Genomic DNA, 16,020 nt, shown 5'->3' with positions numbered 1-16,020 from the left:
GGGGCGGCGTCGCCGATCTCCTCCGGCCGCGGCGCCGTGCCGCCCAGGTGGGCCGGCAGCCACCAGGTGTCGTCCGGTCCGGACGGCTTGTCCGGATATTCCCGCTGCGCCGCGTCCAGCAGCACGCTCAGCCGCTGGCGCAGGACCAGCGTCGTCGCCTCCGCGGTGGCGCCGATCGCCGCCCGGATCGGCTCGCCGATCTTGATGATGACCGGCACGTGCCGCTTGGTCAGCTCTTTCTTGCGGCCCTTGGTCCAGAGCCGGTGCGGCCCCCAGACCGCCATCGGGATCAGCGGCACCCCGGCCGCCTCGGCCAGCCGGGCGGCGCCCGACTTCAGCGCCTTCACCGTGAAGGACTCGCTGATCGTCGCCTCCGGAAAGACGCCGACCACCTCGCCCTCCTTAAGTGCCGTCTCGGCCTCGTGAAAGGCCGCATTGCCCGCTTTGCGATCCACCGGAATGTGGTGCATGCCGCGCATCAGCGGTCCGCTCACCTTATGGGTGAAGACCGACTTCTTCGCCATGAACCGGACCAGACGCTTGGCCGGCTGGGTGCCGAGACCGCAGAAGATGAAATCGAGATAACTGACGTGGTTGCTCGCCAGTACGGCTCCGCCCGTGGCGGGGATGTGCTCCGCGCCTTCGATCTGAATCCGCAGGTCAAGGACGCGGAACATCGTCTTGGCGACGCCGACGACGGGGGGATAAACGATTTCCATCCGATTACGGTACCGGGGTTGGGTGAACCTTGCCCGCGTGCGATGCAACCGATTGGGCCTCAGCAGCGTCTTACAACTGACTGCGCTGGATCCCGGGAGGGGTCTGGCTTCACTGGGGAGGCTTTCGCATGCAGACCGTGTCCGCCCGCCGGGAGCTGGGCATCGTGCTCGCACTGGCCGTCTTCGGGCTCGCTCTGGTGCTCGTGGTCGCTTTCGCCCCTTGGTATGGCCCGGCCGGGTCCGGCGGTGCCGGTGCCTCGGTCATCCAGACCTTTCCGCCGGAGGCCGGCACCGCGCTCGGCCGGTGACCCATGACGCGCCCCGGTGGTGTTCACTTGGGTGATGTCCGAGAGCACGCAGCCCCCTGCCGCCTGGTCGCGGCCGGGCGGCGCGTGGGGTTCGGGCACGGTGACCGCTCCAGGTGTGCCCCCGCTGGTGCCGCCGCCCGCCCCGCCGGAGCCGCCCGTCGCTGACGGGCCACAGCGCCGCCGCCGGCAGATGTTGATCTTCGGAGGCGTCGCCGGCGCGATCCTCGTTGTCGGCCTGGTGGTGCTCCTCATCGTCGGCCTGAGCTCGGAGGGCCTCCCGTTCGGTGGCAAGGCCGCCGCCCCGGCCGATCTGCGGCCGCCGCTGGCGCAGATGTGCCCGGCGCCGACCGTGGCGCCCAGCGCGGAGCCGACCGGCCGGCCCAGCGCCGCTCCGCCGGCCGCCGCCGGCGCGCGGACCACCGACCCCGAGGCGGGGATCTCCTACAAGAAGTACGCCGCGCCCTGGGTCCCGTGGGACACGACCTGGCGGGCCGGCACGCTCCGAGTGCCCTACCGCGTCGGTCAGCACTTCGTGACGGAGCAGTACATCGGCGGCACGTACCATGCCTCGATCCTGTCGGCGGCGGTGCCGGCGGCCGACAACGACGCGGTGATCGCCGATCTCAAGTGCGTGGGCAGGCAGGTCGCCGCGGACGTGCGCGCGGAGTATTACCCGCAGCCGAACACAGTGGAGCCGCTGCGGGACGAGATGACCACGCTCGGCGGGCGGCCGGCCTGGGTCAGCGAGTTCCGGCTGCACTTCAAGGCCGCCGGGCTGACCGCCACCGACGAGCTCTCGGCGGTGGCGGTCATCGACGTCGGCAAGCCGACCGCGGCGGTGCTGTACGTCTCGATCCCCGGCACCCATAAGCAGTTCGACTACGTGATCGACGAGGTGCTGCAGTCGGTCCGGCCGATCTGACCGCGGCACCTCTCAGCTGCCGGTCAGGCCCCAGCGCTTACGCAGCGCGTTGTCGGCGGCGTTGAAGAGCACGTCGATCAGGATGCCGATCACCAGCACCACGATGATGAACGAGATGACCAGGCTGGACTCGCTGAGGTCGCGAGCCTGCTGCATCCGTACCCCGATGGAGAGCGCGCCCGGCACGATCACCAGCAGCTCGCCGGCCATCAGGCTGCGCCAGGAGAACGCCCAGCCCTGCTTGAGGCCGGAGATGAACGACGGCAGCGACGCGGGCAGGATCAGGTAGCGGTACTTGGCGAAGCCCTTCATGCCGAGCACCTGGCCGACCCGCAGCCAGGTCCGCGGCACGTAGTCGATGCCGCTGATCAGGCCGTTCGCCACCGACGGCGCCGCGCCGATGACGACCACGAACATGATGGCGCTCTCGCTGATCTGGAACAGCAGGATGGCCAGCGGGAACCACATGATCGACGGCATCGTCTGCAGGCCGGTGATCAGCGAGCCGATGGCGGCCCGCAGCGGGGCGAACCGGGAGACCGCGGCGCCGATGACCGTGCCGATCAGCACCGCCAGCGCGAAGCCGGTGATCGCCCGGAGCATGGTCAGGCGGACGCCGTCCCAGAAGTCGCCGGTGGTGATCAGGCTGCCCAGGTCGCCGAAGACGGTGGCCGGGCCGGGCAGCACGTACTCGGGCTTCCACTGTGCCCAGACCACGGTCTGCCACGCCAGGATGACGATCGCGATGGCCAGCAGCTTGGGCCAGGCGCTGCGCCAGATCCGGCCGCCGAGGGCGGCCTTGCCGCGCTTGGGGCCGAGTTCGAGCACGTCGAGACCGGTGATCCGGTCCGCGGCGGCGGCGTCGGCCGCGGTGCGGTTGTCGGGGGCCGCGGGAACCTCAGCTTGCATGGCGGGCGACCTCCGCGCGGAGCCGGTCGGTGATCTCGGCCGCCTGGCCGGAGACCTCGGGGGAGTCGATGCGCCGGGGGCGCGCGTGAGTGATCTTGAAGTCCTCGATGACCCGGCCGGGGCGGCTGCTCAGCAGCACCACCCGGTCGCCGAGGCGGACGGCCTCGCGCACGTTGTGCGTCACGAAGATCACGGTCAGTTCCTGCTCGCGCCAGATCCGCTCCAGCTCGTCGTGCAGGATGTCGCGGGTCATCGCGTCCAGGGCGCCGAACGGCTCGTCCATCAGCAGGACGTCGGCGTTCTGGGCCAGGGACCGGGCGAGCGCGACCCGCTGGCGCATTCCGCCGGAGAGCTCATGCGGGCGCTTGTGGCCGAAGCCCTTGAGCCGGACCACCTCGAGCAACTCCTCGGCGCGCTGCCTGCGCTCGGCGCGGCCGATGCCGGCCAGGCGCATGGGTAGCTCCACGTTGCCCAGCACGGACAGCCACGGGAAGAGGGCCGCCTCCTGGAACATCAGGGAGACGTGCCGGCCGCCGATGTCGAGGCTGCCGCCGCTGATCTTGTCCAGGCCGGCGACGAGGGAGAGCAGGGTGCTCTTGCCGCAGCCGGAGGCGCCCAGCAGACAGACGAATTCGCCCTTCGCCACGGTCAGGGAGACCCGGTCGAGGGCGAGCAGGGCGTTGCTGCCGGAGCCGTACTGCTTGGAGACGCTGTCGAGGCGGACGACCGCGTCCCGGTCGGTCCGGATGTCCGTGGCTTCCAGAATGCTCATGGGAACTCCCAGGTGGAGCCGGCCGGGCCCGCGTCGGCGGACCCGGCCGGAGGTGGATCAGGAGGCTGCGGCGTCACTGACCGCGGGCTGGCCGTCGGCCTTGAGCAACTCGTTGAGCGGGCCGAGGTCGTAGATGCCCTTGAGGTCGACGGGCTTGAGCAGGCCGACATCCTGGGCGTGCTGTGCGCTGGTGTAGAGCGACGAGGCGATCGGGTCGTTCGTGAACGTCAGGTTCTTGAACGCCGAGGTCAGGATCTCGTCCTTGAGCGGCTTGCCGGACAGGGCGCCGAGCTGCTCGTTGGCGGCCTTCTGGGCGCCGGCGTTGTCGGTCGCGATGAACTTCTCGGCGGCGAGGTGGCCCTGCAGCAGCTTCTTGACCGTCTCCGGGTACTTCTTCAGGAACTCCTGCTTGACGATCAGGTGGGTGGTCACGAACTGACCGTTCGGCCACAGGTCCTTCTCGTTGACCAGCAGCTTGCCCTTGGACTCCAGGATCATCCGGCTCAGGTTGGGCTCGGGCACCCAGGCGCCGTCGATGGCGCCCTGTGCGAAGGCCTGCAGCGCCGTCGCGTTGTCCTGCGGCAGCACGGAGACGTCGCCGCCGCCCTGCTGGTCGGCGTTGAGGCCGTTCGACTTCAGCCAGGCGCGCAGCGCGACGTCCTGGGTGTTGCCGAGCTGCGGGGTGGCGATCTTCTTGCCCTTGAGGTCGGCCGGGGTGTTGATGCCCGCCTTGACCACCAGGCCGGCGCCGCCGGACGTGCTACCCGCGATGATCTTGATCGCGGTGCCCTTGGAGGTGGCCCACGCGTTGATCGCCGGGTTCGGGCCGATGTAGGTCGCGTCGATCGCGCCGGAGAACAGCGCCTCGATCGCGGCCGGGCCGGCGTTGAAGGTCTTGGGTTCCAGCTTCGTGCTGCCCAGCGCCTGCTGGAACAGGCCGTTCTTCACCCCGATCAGGGCCGGCGCGTGGGTGATGTTCGGGAAGTAGCCGAGTCGGAGCGCGCTCGCCTCGCCACCGGCGGCGGCCTCGTCGTCGCCTCCGCATGCCGAGAGGGCGGTGGTGGCCAGGACCGCGGCAGCGGTGAGGGCAAGCACACGGAGAGTGCGGGAGCTCATGCTCACTCCTAAATCTTGGAATTCGTGGAAACGGTGAGTTCGGCGAGCGTGCGGTGGTTCACGACGCCCTCGATGGCTTCCTCCACCGCGAGCCAGACGTCCTTGAGCCCGGTGGCGACACCGTGGTAGGTCGTGGTCGTGGTGGGCAGGCCGCGGACCGTGGTGAGGGCGCCGCCGACTGCGCGGACCACGTCACCGACGGTGACCTCCTCGGCCGGGCGGGCCAGGGAGTATCCGCCGTCGACGCCGCGGTGGCTGTGCAGCAGGCCGGCGCGGCGCAGGTCGAGCAGGATGCCTTGGAGAAAGCTGAGGGGAATGTCCTGGGCCGCGGCCAGGGTGGCGGCCTTGACCAGGTGCGGGTGGTCGGCGGTGACCGCCAGCATGGCCCGGACGGCGTAGTCGGTGCGTGCCGAGACGTACATGTCGCATGTCCTCTCGGTCCGGTGAAGCGCATACTCTGCTTTCCCTATCTGATGGATGGGAATAGTGGATGAAGTAGGTAAGGCTCGTCAAGCCCGATCCGGATGGTGAGAAGAGCGGAAGCGGGTATCGTCACCGGCCGTGGGGACCCAGGGGACGACGCCGATCCGGATCGGGCTGCACGAGGTGGCCGGCCTGCGCTGGCCGCAGCAGGTGCTGACCGGCGACGGCGGGCGGGAGACGGTCGCGGTGCCGCTGCCCCGGCTGCCCTGGTCACGGGCCGCGATCGAGGTGCCGATGGGCGCGAGCGCGGCGCGTTCCGTCGAGCGGGTGACCCGGCTTCGCAAGATCTTCGGGTACGGCGTAGCGCCGATGGTGATCCTGCTCTTCGTGGCCGCCGACGTGCTGCTGCTCTGGGGCCGCTTCGGTGACCTGAACCCGCCCACGGTGATCTTCGCGGTGCTGGGTGTGGCCGGCGTGGTGCTGATCCTGGGCGGGCTGGTGCCCGACGCGGTGGCCCGGGCGACCGGCGCCCCGTACGTGGCGCGTGATCACCTGCGTTTCCCGAAGGCACGCCCGGACGTGGTGGCTCAGTTGGTCAAGCTGAACCCGAAGGTGACGATCGACGGCGTGCCGGCCGCTCGGTAGTGCTGCTTCAGCCGCGGCGCCTGCCGTGCCCTGTCACGATGCGTTGCCCAGCCGCCTCGTGGAGGCCTCGAACGTCAGCGCGATCAGCCACAGCGCGGTCAGCAGGTAGACCGTGAAGACGATCTTCACCCAGCCGTGCAGATCATCCTGCGAGCCGCCGGCCGGGGCGGTGAGGAAGAAATAGAGCACGTTGAGGTAGTCGTACAGCGACCGGTCGGTCCAGCCCTGAAACGAATAGGCGCCCGTGCCCTGCTCCGGCCGCAGACCGGTGGAACTGTCCAGCGCGGGGGCCGCGAAGGTGATCGCCGAGGCCAGCAGCGCGATCATCGCGAGCGACAGCACGGGTCGCACCGCGCTGGTCCCGTAGCGCCAGATGAGGTCGCCGAGGACGAAATCCTGGATCCGTCTGAGCCGGGCCCCCAGGGAGCCGTGCATGGCCTTGCGGCGCTGCCGCCGTTCGACGACGTGGTAATGCTGGGCCTGGCGCTCGTAACCGTTTCCGGCATAGGCCAGCTTCAGATATTTGGCGGTTTCCGCCAGCCGGATCCGGCGCCTGGCGGCGGAGTCACCCTCGCGCAGGAAGGCCACCGTCCGATCGTCGCGACGCATGCGAATGCCGCTGTATTCCTCCTCCAGCTCCGGTGCGTCCCGCGGGAGCCGATCGAGCAGCTCCACCCGCAGGATGCCGGGGGCCCGGCCGTCGCGGATCTTGCGCTCGAGACCGACGGCGGGCGTCGGGTCGAAGGCGGTCTTGGTGAGGTCCACGTTGCGAAAACGCAGCCCCAGCAGATAGCTCCGCTTGAATTCGGCCCGGGTCAGATTGCATTCATGGAACCAGGTTGTGTACAGCACGGTGCTGGTGAAATCGGCCCGGTAGAGGTTGCAGTCGACGAACCGGACAAACGACAGATCGGCGCCCGTGAAGTCGGCGAAGGCCAGCTCGCACCGGCGGAACTCGACGCCGAGTACGGCGCGGCGACGCAGATCGATGCCTTGGAGGTTCATGTCCGACACGATCAGGTCGGACTTGCGGGACAGCTGCCGGCGTAGTCGCTCGAAGGGTGTCCGGTCGGATCGGAAGAGGCGCAGCGGAACCCCCAGGGCGTGGCGAGATGCCGATGGAGCGCTACGCCCCCGCGGGCGTGAGCGTCCAGATCTCGGCCGCTTCGAGCAGGGCCTTTACGCTGATCGCGTCGGCGGAGGAGATTCGCAGCACCCGGGCCGGCACATATCCGGTCGGGTCCATCTCGCGCAGCCAGGCCGGCGCCAGAGCGCTCTGGTTGGCGCTTTCGAAGATGTTGACCAGCTCGGCCGCGGCGGCCAGCCGGCGCCGGACCTGCCAGTCCGGTCCGCGCTCGGCGGCGAGCCAGGACTCGAACTCCGCGACGGTCGTGGCACCGGCGACGTACGCCGTCAGCTCGGCACCCAGCGCGGTGACGCACAGCGCGGCATCGTCCTGGACGGAGGCGTGGACGGAGGTCCGCCCGACTCGTTCCACAACTGTGGCAGTCATACCGGAAACGCTAGCGCGGCGACGCTAAGTCCGCGACCTCCGAAGGGGCAACCGTGCTCATGGCCGCAGAAACAGCTCGGTGACCCGGGCGGCGAGCAGGTCCAGCACCGGGCGCCCGTCCTCGATCGCGGCCACGAAGGCGGCCCACGAATCCAGCGGGAAGTCCTCGGTCTCCGGCACCGGCTCGTTGTTGAGGTAGCCGGGCAGCAGCAGCGCGTTCTGGAACAGCCACGGCACATAGCTGCCCTCCAGATCCCACCCCGGCAGCTCCCGGGTCCGGTGCAGGTGCCGGCTCAGCTCCTCCTCGGACGACCAGCGCAGCATCTGCGCGTCGTGTTTCAGGCTCTTGATGTAGGGGTTGTACAGATGCCCCGGCCCGAAGCCGAACGTCTGGCGCCACTGCGCCCACAGGATCGCCTCGTCGCGCCCGCCCAGCGTCATCACGTCGTTGGTCGCGCTCTCCAGCAACATGCTGTTCAGGTACGGCCACAGCGTCAGCGGCGTCAGCAGCCGGTTCGCGTCCGTCCGCAGCACCGACTGCACGATCTGCCAGGCGTTCTTCTCCAGCTCGTCCCACGAGGTCAGGTTCGGCACCGCCTTGACCGCCGCCAGCAGGCTGTACAGCGAGGGGTTGTGCTCGCCGTAGAAGGTGCGCGCCACCGACCACGGATCCGTCGGGCGCAGCAGCGACTCCGGCGAGGTGTCCGCCGGCTGGGCCTGCACCCGTTCGAGGAATTCCGACAGGCTGACGAACTCCCGGACCGCGCCGTGCCCGGTGTGGTCGATCCAGCGTTCCAGGTCGGCCCGGAACGAGGCCGTGGCGTCGATGTCCCGCGAGCCCACGTCGTCGATGCAGACCCGCACCTCGACGCCGAGCCGGGCCAGCGCGCCGGCCGCGAACGCCTGCACCATGTGGATCACCGAGGCGCGCGAGCGCAGCCGCACCGGCCAGAGCAGCCGGATCGGGCCGACGGTGCCGCGCTGCTGGTTGACCCAGCCGAACCGGCGTTCGAGCTGGAGCAGCAGGCCCGGCACGTCGCGCGGCGGCTGGGTGCCGGGCTGGGAGACGAGCTGGCGCTCCCAGCTGTGGTGCCGGACCCGGTGCCGCAACCCGGTCGCCCGCGGCGGCACCGGGACCTGGACGCGTTCGGCCAGGGCCGGGAAGAACCGTTCGGAGTCGACGCCGGGGAAGCACTCGACCGGCACGCCGGTCGCCTCGCGCAGGCGCTCGGCGGTGCTCAGCGCGGTGGCCGCGTCGGGGTCGTTCAGGGCCCAGAGCACGCGTACGGGCCGGGTGCGGGCCGCCGCGGCGATGGCGGCGGTCAGCGTGCCGGCCCAGTCGCTGGTGCCGATCACGCAGACGGTGTCGCCGCGGATCAGGTCGGCGGTGGCCGCGATCAGCAGCTTGTTCTCCACGAGCCGGGCCGGGTCGTGCAGCAGCTGCGGGCCGCGCACGTGCAGCGTCGGGCGCCAGAAGCCGTGCAGGTGGAAGACCCGGACGGCGCCGTCCGTGCTGCCGGAGCTGCCGGTCGCGCCGCGGGTGTCCATCGGCAGGCTGACCGCCCGGCCGCGCGCCGAACGGATCGCGATCTCCAGCAGCGGGTCGAAGTTCGTGGTCAGCACCCGGTGGTCGAAAGCCTCCGGGACCTGCGCGAGCAGGTGACCGAGCGCCTGCACCCCGCGGGGCAGCTGCCACGAGAAGCGGTCGTTCTCCACGCCCTCGCCGACGCCGCGTTCGAGCCGCTGGCCCAGGCCGTGGGTGGCCAGCGGGGACTCCATCGGGTCCGGCGCCGCGTACGCCTTCAGCACGGCCTGCTGCGCGATCACGTCGAACGCCCCGGCGGACACCCAGTCGGTGAGGACGCGCCGGTAGACGCGGTACGCGTCGATCGGGCGCGTGCCGACCAGTTCCGCGCGCGCCTGCTCCAGCGCCCGCTCCAGGGCGCCGTCGTCGTTGCGGCCGGCCGCGAAGCTGTCGGCGATCTCCAGCACCCCGCGCACCCGCGGGATGACCGTGGCCGTCACGCCGGAGCCGACCAGCAGGGTGATCTGGTCGATGTCCCGCAGCCCGGTGGTCAGCCTGTCCAGCAGCAGCGTCTCGCCCGCGCTGAGTCCTTCCGCCGGATCGGTCACGTCGCTCACCGGACAGCCTGCAGGGACTGCCACAACTCGCCGGGCCGCTCGGTGAAGACCTGCCGGGCGGTGTGCCGGCTGGCGATCAGCGCACCCCGGTCCAGGAACTCCTCCAGCTCGCCGGCGCGCCAGCCCAGATAGCCGACGAACACGCGCATCGTGTCGACCGCGCCGGCGAGATCCTCGGGCACCGCCGACAGGGCGAGGGTGCCGAGCCGGTCGCGGACCGGCGTGAAGCGCAGCGGCTTGGCCGCGCCGGCCCGCAGCAGGGCCACCACGATGTAGCCGTCGCGGGCCACCGGGCCACCGTGGAACAGCATCGCGGGATTGCGCAGCAGCGGCCGCCAGGCCTCCGGGAACGCCTCCGGGATGTCACCGTCGGGCCGGGTGATGCACACGCCGAGCCCACCGGTCTGGTTGTGCCGCAGCACCAGGATCGCGCGCTGGCCGAGGTCCTCGTCGACGAACCAGGGCGCGGCGTAGAGCACGCTGCCGGCCAGGTTGTGCCGCGGCGCAGCCGGATTGTGCACCAGGGAGATCTCGGCGCCGGAGTCGCGGGCCCGCAGCTCGGGCCGTTCGAAGCCGCGGCGCAACATCGCCCGGCGCACCGTACGCCAGACGGTGTGGACCGTCAGCGTGGGCGGCGTCGCCTCCGGCGGCGGCGGTCGCAGCCCGTCGCGCAGCAGCCGGATCAGCTCGCCGGTGAACGCGGTGTGCGGTTCGCCGCGCGGCGCCATCGCGGGCCGGTTGGCGGGCGCCGAGACCAGCAGGCAGGTGCCCTCGGTCTCGGCCTTGTCGGCGACCGCGTCGGTGCCGCTGCCGTCGCCGCCGAGCTCGGACCCGGCCCGGCCCGAGTAGCAGCAGTCGAGGATGACCACCCGGCGGCGGGCCCGGGTGTCGGCGACGGCCCGGCGGATCCAGTCGTACGGGACGCCGCGCTCGTACGGCACCTCGGGGTCGCAGCCGGGCAGGCCGAGGATGAGGTTGCCGTCGTCCGCGTCCACCAGCCCGTGCCCGGCGAAGTAGACCAGCAGCATCCCGTCGGTGCCGGCCGCCGCCGCGGCCCGCCGGATCGCCCGGCTCACCTCGGCCGGGGACTCCGGGTCGAGCAGCACATGGCAGTTGTCCGCCGGCACGCCCCAGAGATCCTCGTGCTGGAAGAGATCGCGCAGGTCTGTCACGTTGCGCCGGGCGGCGGGCAGCTCGAAGAGCCGCCGGTAGGCCGAGACCCCGATCAGAACGACCTGGGCCAGTGCCGGGTCTGTGACGTCACCCATGAATCTACTTCTGCTCGCGCTGCTCGAGCTCGGTCAGCGCGGCGGTCAGGGCCACATGGTCGGCCGCCTCGATCCGGGTGACCGCGCCGTCCGCGGCGGTGTGGGTGATCGTGACGGTGGGCGCGGGCCGGCGCGCGTCCCGCCAGCTGGCCACGGCGAGCGCGAGCTGGCCGGCGGAGAGCCCGCTGCCGATGATCAAGGTCAGCACGTCGAGCAGCGTGCCCATCGTCTCGGGATCGTCGCTCGCCGCCCGGGCCAGCCCTCCGTCGACGCGGATCGCCTGCTCCTGTCGCAGCCAGCGATGCAGCGACTCGGCGTCGGCGGTCGAGTCGCACTCCAGGCGCAGCCGTACCGGCACTGATCGTCTCCCCGTCGTGGTGGTGGATCGGACGCGACAGGATATCGAAGCATTTACCTCACGTCACGGACTCACTACGCGAAAGCTAGCACCGCTGTTCGAGGGCGCTGGACGACGGATCCGACACGCACCCCTCTCGGCGGGTTAGATTCTCTGTGTGGCGCGCAAAATGAAGATTCCCGCGACGAAATATCCGGTGGAACGCTTCACCCTCGACAACGGTCTGCGGGTGGTCCTCACGCCGGACCGCAGCGCTCCGGTCGTCGGTGTGGCGGTCGTCTACGACGTCGGCATCCGCTCCGAACCGGAGGGACGCACGGGCTTCGCCCATCTCTTCGAGCACCTGATGTTCCAGGGCTCGGAGAATCTGGAGAAGCTCGCGCACTTCCGGCACGTGCAGGGCGCCGGCGGCAGCTTCAACGGTTCGACCCATCTGGACTACACCGACTACTTCGAGGTGCTGCCCTCCGGCGCCCTCGAACGGGCGCTGTTCCTGGAGGCCGACCGCATGCGCGGTCCGCGCCTGACCGAGGAGAACCTGCGCAACCAGGTCGACGTGGTCAAGGAAGAGATCCGGGTCAACGTCCTCAACCGGCCGTACGGCGGCTTCCCGTGGCTGCGGCTGCCGCCGGTGATGTTCTCCACATTCGCCAACGCGCACGACGGCTACGGATCGTTCGGCGACCTGGACCACGCGACCGTGGCCGACGCCGAGGAATTCTTCGACAAGTACTACGCGAGCGGCAACGCGGTGCTGGCGGTCGCCGGTGACTTCGACGTGGCCCAGGCGACCGTCCTCATCGAGCGGCACTTCGGTGACGTGCCGGCACGGGGCAAGCCGAAGCTGCCCGACTTCGCCGAGCCGGACATCGACGGGGAACGGCGGGAGGCGTACACCGACCGGCTCGCCCCGCTGCCCGCGGTGGCCGGCGGCTGGCGGCTGCCGGACCCGATCGGCGCGTTCGACGCCTACCTGCCGTACGTGGTGCTCGCCGAGGTGCTGACCGACGGCGACGCGTCCCGGCTGGTCGAGCGGCTGGTGCAGCGCGACCGCACGGTCACCAGCGTCGGCGGCTACATCGGCTTCATGGGCGACGAATACCAGGTCCGCAACCCCACCGCGATGCTGCTGCAGGCGCACATGCCGCCGGGCGGCGACGCGGACAAGGTGCTGCGCACCATCGACGAGGAGCTGGACCGGCTCGCCACCGGTGGCATGGCGCCGGGCGAGCTGGCCCGCACCCAGGCTCGGATGGCCACTCACCTGCTGCGCGACACCGACGCCGTGCTCGGCCGGGCGCTGCCGATGGCCGTGCTGGAGACCCAGCGCGGCCGCCCGGAGCTGCTCAACGAGCTGCCCCGGCTGGTCGGCGAGGTCACCGAGGCACAGATCGTCGCCGCCGCGGCCACCCTGCGGCCCGAGCGCCGCGCCACCATCGAGGTCATCCCGGGAGCGAACCAGTGACCGTGCGAGAACTGCCGGATCTGATTCCGGACACCAAGCTCAAGCTGCCCAAGCAGGCCGAACGCAAGCTCACCAGCGGCCTCACGGTCATCGCGATCCGGCGCCCGGCGGTGCCGCTGATCGAGATGCGCCTGCGGGTGCCGTTCGGCCGGGCGCCGCTGGCCCGCGCCACCCTGCTGTCGCAGGCGCTGTTCACCGGCACCGCGACCATGTCCAGCATCGACATCGCCGCGGAGCTGCAGGCCGTCGGCGGCGGGCTCTCGGCCGGGCTCGACCCGGACAGGCTGCTCGTCACCGGCAATTCGCTGGCGGCCGGCCTCGACCGGATGCTGGAGATCCTTGCGGCGGTGCTGACCGACCCGACGTACCCGGCCGAGGAGGTCGCCACCGAGCGCGACCGGCTCGTCGACCACATCCAGGTCGCCCAGAGCCAGCCGGCCCACCTGGCCCGGACGGCGCTGCTGCACCGGATGTACGGCCGGCACCCGTACGCGGTGCAGACGCCGGAGGCGGAGCAGGTCAAGGGCGTCCGCCCGGCACAGTTGCGCGCCCTGCACGCCGACCGGGTCCGCCCGGACGGCGCGGTGCTGGTGCTGGTCGGCGACCTCAACCCGGAGAAGGCGATCGACGCCGCCGAGAAGTCGCTCGGTGGCTGGATCGGCCCGAGCCGTGACGGCAACGTGCCGCCGACGCCGGCGTTGGAGCCCGGCCCGCTGCTGCTGGTCGACCGGCCCGGCGCGGTGCAGTCGTCGCTGCGGATGGCCCTGCCGGGGGTGTCCCGCACCGACCCCGACTACGCGCCGCTGCAGTTGGCCAACATGGTCTTCGGTGGCTACTTCTCGTCACGCTGGGTGGAGAACATCCGCGAGGACAAGGGCTACACGTACGGCCCGCACAGCTCGATCGAGCACTTCGTCGCCGGCTCCGCGCTGGTGGTGGCGGCCGAGGTGGCTACCGAGGTGACCGGCCCGGCGATGCTGGAGACCCTGTACGAGCTGGGCCGCATCGCCAGCCTGCCGCCGGGCGAGGACGAGCTGGAGCAGGCCCGCCGCTACGCCCTGGGCACCCTGCGCCTGGGCATGTCCACCCAGGCCGGGCTCGCCGGGCTGGCCAGCATCTACGCGAGCTTCGGCCTGCGGCTGGACTACCTCAGCGAACACTCCCGGGCGCTGGCCGCGGCCACCCGCGAGCAGGTCACCGAGGCGGCGGCCCGCTACCTGGCGCCGTCGCAGGCGGTCACGGTCGTGCTCGGCGACGCCGACAAGGTCGAGGCACCGCTGGCGGCGCTGACCGCCGTGGAACGCGGGGCCCCGTGAGAGAGCTTGCGAGCGCACCATCAACTCCGCGCCCGGCGTATGTCATCGCCGCAGCGCCGGCGACGGTGATGGCATGAGGGAGCCGGCCGGACTGGCCGGCACGGGCGAGCAGCCAAACATGGGGGAGCAGCCCGGGTCTGCCGGCACGGGCGAGCAACCCGACGTGGGGGAGCAGCCCGGCCCGGCCGGCCCGCCGCTGGCGCGAACGAGCCTGGACCGCGCGGCGCACCACCGGCGCGACGACGACTGGCTGGCCCAGGCGTGGAAGACCGGCCTGGTGCTGATCATCGACATCGGCAAGGGCGGCCGGGCGCTGGTCGCCCGGCGCCCGGACGGCACGCCGACGCTGGTGCTCGTCGGCGCGGACGAGGCGCCCGAGGGCGAGCGCCTGTTCCTCGGCGTCGACCCGGCCGGGGTGCCGATCTTCGCGGTCGACGCCCCGTTGCCGGCGGCCGATGAGGCCGAGGCGCGGGCCAGCACGCTGCGCGACATCGGCGACCGCCTCGACCCGCGGGATGCCGGGATCTTCACCACCGCCGCGGCGCTGGGCAACTGGCATGCCAGCCACCGTTTCTCGCCCCGCAACGGTCAGCCCACCACGGTCATCGAGGCGGGCTGGTCGCGGGTGGACGCCGACGGGCAGGCCATGTGGCCGCGCACCGACCCGGCGATGATCGTGCTGGTGCACGACGGCGTGTCCGGGCCGGAGGGCCGCTGTCTGCTGGGTCACAACGCGGCATGGCCCGAGGTCGGGGGCATCCGCCGGTTCTCCTGCCTGGCCGGTTACGTCGAGCCGGGCGAGTCCGCGGAGGCCGCCGTCGTGCGCGAGGTCCGCGAGGAGGTCGGCGTCCGGGTGCGTTCGCTGCGGTACGAAGGCAGCCAGTCCTGGCCGTACCCGGGCTCGCTGATGCTCGGCTACACCGCGGTGGCCGACCGGGAGCAGCCGATCTCGGTCGACCCGGAGGAGATCGACGAGGCGCGCTGGTTCACCCGCGGCGACATCACGCGAATGATCGCCGGTGACTACGTGGAGCCGGAGAGCGGAGTCCGGATGAGTCTGCCTATGCGCTCATCAATCGCCTTTTATCTAGTTGAGGGCTGGTTGGGTGATTTCCCCCGTTAAGGGATTCACATTGCTCGAATCAAAGATTTTTTCACGCCGACTTAGCAACCATGGGGGGACACTCCAGCGTCTGGATGAGCAGACACGGAGAAGAGGTATGTAGATGTCCCTGCTTGCGGAGCAGACCTGGACGCCGATGACGGCCGAGGAGCGCGCGCAGTTCGATCGCGACGGCTTCCTGGTCATCCCGGCGGTGCTGACCGAGGACGAGGTGGCGATCGCGCGTACCGCGATCCTGCGGTCCCAGGAGTTGGCGTCACGCGAGGGCGGCCTCGGCGCGAACGGCGCGCTGCACCAGCTTTCCGCGGTCACCAACAACCCGGAGCTGGCGTTCCTGCTGGACCACCCCAAGGCGTTCAAGTACATCTGGTCGATCCTCGGCTGGAACGTGCACGTCTACCACTCGCACGTGGATGTGCACCCGCAGATCCACGAGCGGCAGAAGGACTGGTGGCACTGGCACCAGGACGGCGGCCGGCAGAACCGTGAGCTGGAGACCGACCCGCGCCCGCGGATGTCGGTCAAGCTCGCCTACTGGCTGTCCGACGTGAGCGAGACCGGCCGGGGCAACTTCACCGTCCTGCCGGGCAGCCACCTGACCAACTGGCTGCCGGGCCCGCCGTCGCGTGGCGTCCCGTGGCCGCAGCCCGAGGGCGCGCTGCAGATCACCGCGAACCCGGGCGACCTGGTCGTCTTCGACCGGCGGCTGTGGCACGCGCGCTCCGACAACTACTCGTCGATCACGCGCGTGGGTGCCTTCTTCGGCTACACCTACCGCTGGTTGGCCGGCCGCGACGACGTGGCCGACCTGCCGAACAGGCCCGAGTGGGCGACGTATTCGCCGGTGCAGCAGCAGCTGCTCGGCGGTGTCGGCGGCGGTGACGGCGACCACGCCTGGGGCCACTACCCCGAGACGACCCCGCTCTACGGCGAGCTCAAGCGCCAAGGCCTGCTCGACTCGAGCGTCCCCGCGCTCATCCCGTAACGCGGGTGGGGCCGGTCGCGATGCGGCCGGCCCCCG

Annotated in this window: 17 protein-coding genes; 7 read left to right on the top strand and 10 right to left on the bottom strand. The window is 71.1% G+C overall.

Translation table 11 applies throughout. The features are described from left to right. On the bottom strand, nucleotides 1-719 hold a 719-nt coding region (locus DMB66_RS30040; RefSeq protein ID WP_148112779.1), incomplete at its 3' end, for a 1-acyl-sn-glycerol-3-phosphate acyltransferase. A gap of 128 nt (nucleotides 720-847) precedes the next feature. Here DMB66_RS30040 and DMB66_RS30035 point away from each other — a divergent pair. After that, complete coding sequence (locus DMB66_RS30035; RefSeq protein WP_125807481.1) at nucleotides 848-1,027, top strand: hypothetical protein; 180 nt, start codon at nucleotides 848-850, stop codon at nucleotides 1,025-1,027. A 34-nt stretch (nucleotides 1,028-1,061) separates the two neighbouring features. Beyond that, nucleotides 1,062-1,949 (top strand): hypothetical protein, encoded by an 888-nt coding sequence (locus DMB66_RS30030; protein WP_125807480.1) that lies wholly within the window; start codon nucleotides 1,062-1,064, stop codon nucleotides 1,947-1,949. Between the two features lie 12 nt (nucleotides 1,950-1,961). On the opposite strand, the gene DMB66_RS30025 is transcribed toward DMB66_RS30030, so the two are convergent. The 4 genes from DMB66_RS30025 to DMB66_RS30010 are packed head-to-tail and all read right to left on the bottom strand — an operon-like array spanning nucleotide 1,962 to nucleotide 5,168. Continuing rightward, nucleotides 1,962-2,858 carry an ABC transporter permease gene (locus tag DMB66_RS30025; protein WP_125807479.1) on the bottom strand — a complete coding sequence of 299 codons (897 nt, stop codon included), beginning with the start codon at nucleotides 2,856-2,858 and terminating at the stop codon, nucleotides 1,962-1,964. Then, nucleotides 2,848-3,630, bottom strand: coding sequence for an ABC transporter ATP-binding protein (locus tag DMB66_RS30020; protein WP_125807478.1), 783 nt, complete (start codon nucleotides 3,628-3,630; stop codon nucleotides 2,848-2,850). Before DMB66_RS30020 ends, DMB66_RS30025 begins: the two co-directional genes overlap by 11 nt. A 57-nt stretch (nucleotides 3,631-3,687) precedes the next feature. Beyond that, complete coding sequence (locus DMB66_RS30015) at nucleotides 3,688-4,746, bottom strand: ABC transporter substrate-binding protein (RefSeq protein ID WP_125807477.1); 1,059 nt, start codon at nucleotides 4,744-4,746, stop codon at nucleotides 3,688-3,690. Between the two features lie 8 nt (nucleotides 4,747-4,754). Then, the gene (locus DMB66_RS30010) at nucleotides 4,755-5,168 is read right to left on the bottom strand and encodes an Rrf2 family transcriptional regulator (protein WP_125807476.1); all 414 of its coding nucleotides are present in this window, start codon (nucleotides 5,166-5,168) and stop codon (nucleotides 4,755-4,757) included. A 139-nt stretch (nucleotides 5,169-5,307) separates the two neighbouring features. Between DMB66_RS30010 and DMB66_RS30005 the strand changes: the two genes are divergently transcribed. Continuing rightward, nucleotides 5,308-5,814, top strand: a complete 507-nt coding sequence (locus tag DMB66_RS30005; protein ID WP_125807475.1) for a hypothetical protein — start codon at nucleotides 5,308-5,310, stop codon at nucleotides 5,812-5,814. A 33-nt stretch (nucleotides 5,815-5,847) separates the two neighbouring features. On the opposite strand, the gene DMB66_RS30000 is transcribed toward DMB66_RS30005, so the two are convergent. The 5 genes from DMB66_RS30000 to DMB66_RS29980 form a co-directional block, all read right to left on the bottom strand. Continuing rightward, entirely contained in the window at nucleotides 5,848-6,819 is a 972-nt protein-coding gene (locus tag DMB66_RS30000; RefSeq protein WP_125807474.1) for a pentapeptide repeat-containing protein, read from the bottom strand. 121 nt (nucleotides 6,820-6,940) lie between these two features. Beyond that, nucleotides 6,941-7,327, bottom strand: coding sequence for a hypothetical protein (locus DMB66_RS29995; protein WP_125807473.1), 387 nt, complete (start codon nucleotides 7,325-7,327; stop codon nucleotides 6,941-6,943). Nucleotides 7,328-7,384: 57 nt separating this feature from the next. Beyond that, nucleotides 7,385-9,469: an SIR2 family protein gene (locus DMB66_RS29990; RefSeq protein ID WP_125807472.1), complete on the bottom strand. Its 2,085-nt coding sequence runs from the start codon at nucleotides 9,467-9,469 to the stop codon at nucleotides 7,385-7,387. Continuing rightward, nucleotides 9,466-10,737, bottom strand: a complete 1,272-nt coding sequence (locus tag DMB66_RS29985; RefSeq protein ID WP_125807471.1) for a YqgE/AlgH family protein — start codon at nucleotides 10,735-10,737, stop codon at nucleotides 9,466-9,468. The genes DMB66_RS29990 and DMB66_RS29985 overlap by 4 nt, the downstream gene beginning before the upstream one ends. Nucleotides 10,738-10,741: 4 nt before the next feature. Beyond that, the gene (locus DMB66_RS29980; protein ID WP_125807470.1) at nucleotides 10,742-11,095 is read right to left on the bottom strand and encodes a hypothetical protein; all 354 of its coding nucleotides are present in this window, start codon (nucleotides 11,093-11,095) and stop codon (nucleotides 10,742-10,744) included. Between the two features lie 169 nt (nucleotides 11,096-11,264). Here DMB66_RS29980 and DMB66_RS29975 point away from each other — a divergent pair, with 169 nt between their 5' ends. From DMB66_RS29975 to DMB66_RS29960, 4 genes are all read left to right on the top strand, one after another. Continuing rightward, complete coding sequence (locus DMB66_RS29975) at nucleotides 11,265-12,560, top strand: pitrilysin family protein (RefSeq protein ID WP_125807469.1); 1,296 nt, start codon at nucleotides 11,265-11,267, stop codon at nucleotides 12,558-12,560. After that, nucleotides 12,557-13,876: a pitrilysin family protein gene (locus tag DMB66_RS29970; protein ID WP_125807468.1), complete on the top strand. Its 1,320-nt coding sequence runs from the start codon at nucleotides 12,557-12,559 to the stop codon at nucleotides 13,874-13,876. Before DMB66_RS29975 ends, DMB66_RS29970 begins: the two co-directional genes overlap by 4 nt. A 118-nt stretch (nucleotides 13,877-13,994) precedes the next feature. Continuing rightward, nucleotides 13,995-14,999, top strand: coding sequence for an NAD(+) diphosphatase (nudC, locus tag DMB66_RS29965; protein ID WP_125807483.1), 1,005 nt, complete (start codon nucleotides 13,995-13,997; stop codon nucleotides 14,997-14,999). Between the two features lie 103 nt (nucleotides 15,000-15,102). Next, nucleotides 15,103-15,984: a phytanoyl-CoA dioxygenase family protein gene (locus DMB66_RS29960; RefSeq protein ID WP_125807467.1), complete on the top strand. Its 882-nt coding sequence runs from the start codon at nucleotides 15,103-15,105 to the stop codon at nucleotides 15,982-15,984. Nucleotides 15,985-16,020 lie beyond the last annotated feature (36 nt).

This window comes from Actinoplanes sp. ATCC 53533, assembly GCF_003947245.1.
Note: the sequence above shows the minus strand (reverse complement) of the source record. Positions and strands in the feature narration are given on the sequence as shown.

What these genes read in the sequence shown, in the direction of transcription:
- DMB66_RS29995 (WP_125807473.1), bottom strand. Translation starts at nt 7,327, where the DNA reads ATGACTGCCACAGTTGTGGAACGAGTCGGGCGGACCTCCGTCCACGCC.
- DMB66_RS30015 (WP_125807477.1), bottom strand. Translation starts at nt 4,746, where the DNA reads ATGAGCTCCCGCACTCTCCGTGTGCTTGCCCTCACCGCTGCCGCGGTC.
- DMB66_RS29975 (WP_125807469.1), top strand. Translation starts at nt 11,265, where the DNA reads ATGAAGATTCCCGCGACGAAATATCCGGTGGAACGCTTCACCCTCGAC.
- DMB66_RS30030 (WP_125807480.1), top strand. Translation starts at nt 1,062, where the DNA reads ATGTCCGAGAGCACGCAGCCCCCTGCCGCCTGGTCGCGGCCGGGCGGC.
- DMB66_RS30035 (WP_125807481.1), top strand. Translation starts at nt 848, where the DNA reads ATGCAGACCGTGTCCGCCCGCCGGGAGCTGGGCATCGTGCTCGCACTG.
- DMB66_RS30025 (WP_125807479.1), bottom strand. Translation starts at nt 2,858, where the DNA reads ATGCAAGCTGAGGTTCCCGCGGCCCCCGACAACCGCACCGCGGCCGAC.
- DMB66_RS29985 (WP_125807471.1), bottom strand. Translation starts at nt 10,737, where the DNA reads ATGGGTGACGTCACAGACCCGGCACTGGCCCAGGTCGTTCTGATCGGG.
- DMB66_RS30010 (WP_125807476.1), bottom strand. Translation starts at nt 5,168, where the DNA reads ATGTACGTCTCGGCACGCACCGACTACGCCGTCCGGGCCATGCTGGCG.
- DMB66_RS30020 (WP_125807478.1), bottom strand. Translation starts at nt 3,630, where the DNA reads ATGAGCATTCTGGAAGCCACGGACATCCGGACCGACCGGGACGCGGTC.
- nudC (WP_125807483.1), top strand. Translation starts at nt 13,995, where the DNA reads ATGGGGGAGCAGCCCGGGTCTGCCGGCACGGGCGAGCAACCCGACGTG.
- DMB66_RS30000 (WP_125807474.1), bottom strand. Translation starts at nt 6,819, where the DNA reads ATGAACCTCCAAGGCATCGATCTGCGTCGCCGCGCCGTACTCGGCGTC.
- DMB66_RS29960 (WP_125807467.1), top strand. Translation starts at nt 15,103, where the DNA reads ATGTCCCTGCTTGCGGAGCAGACCTGGACGCCGATGACGGCCGAGGAG.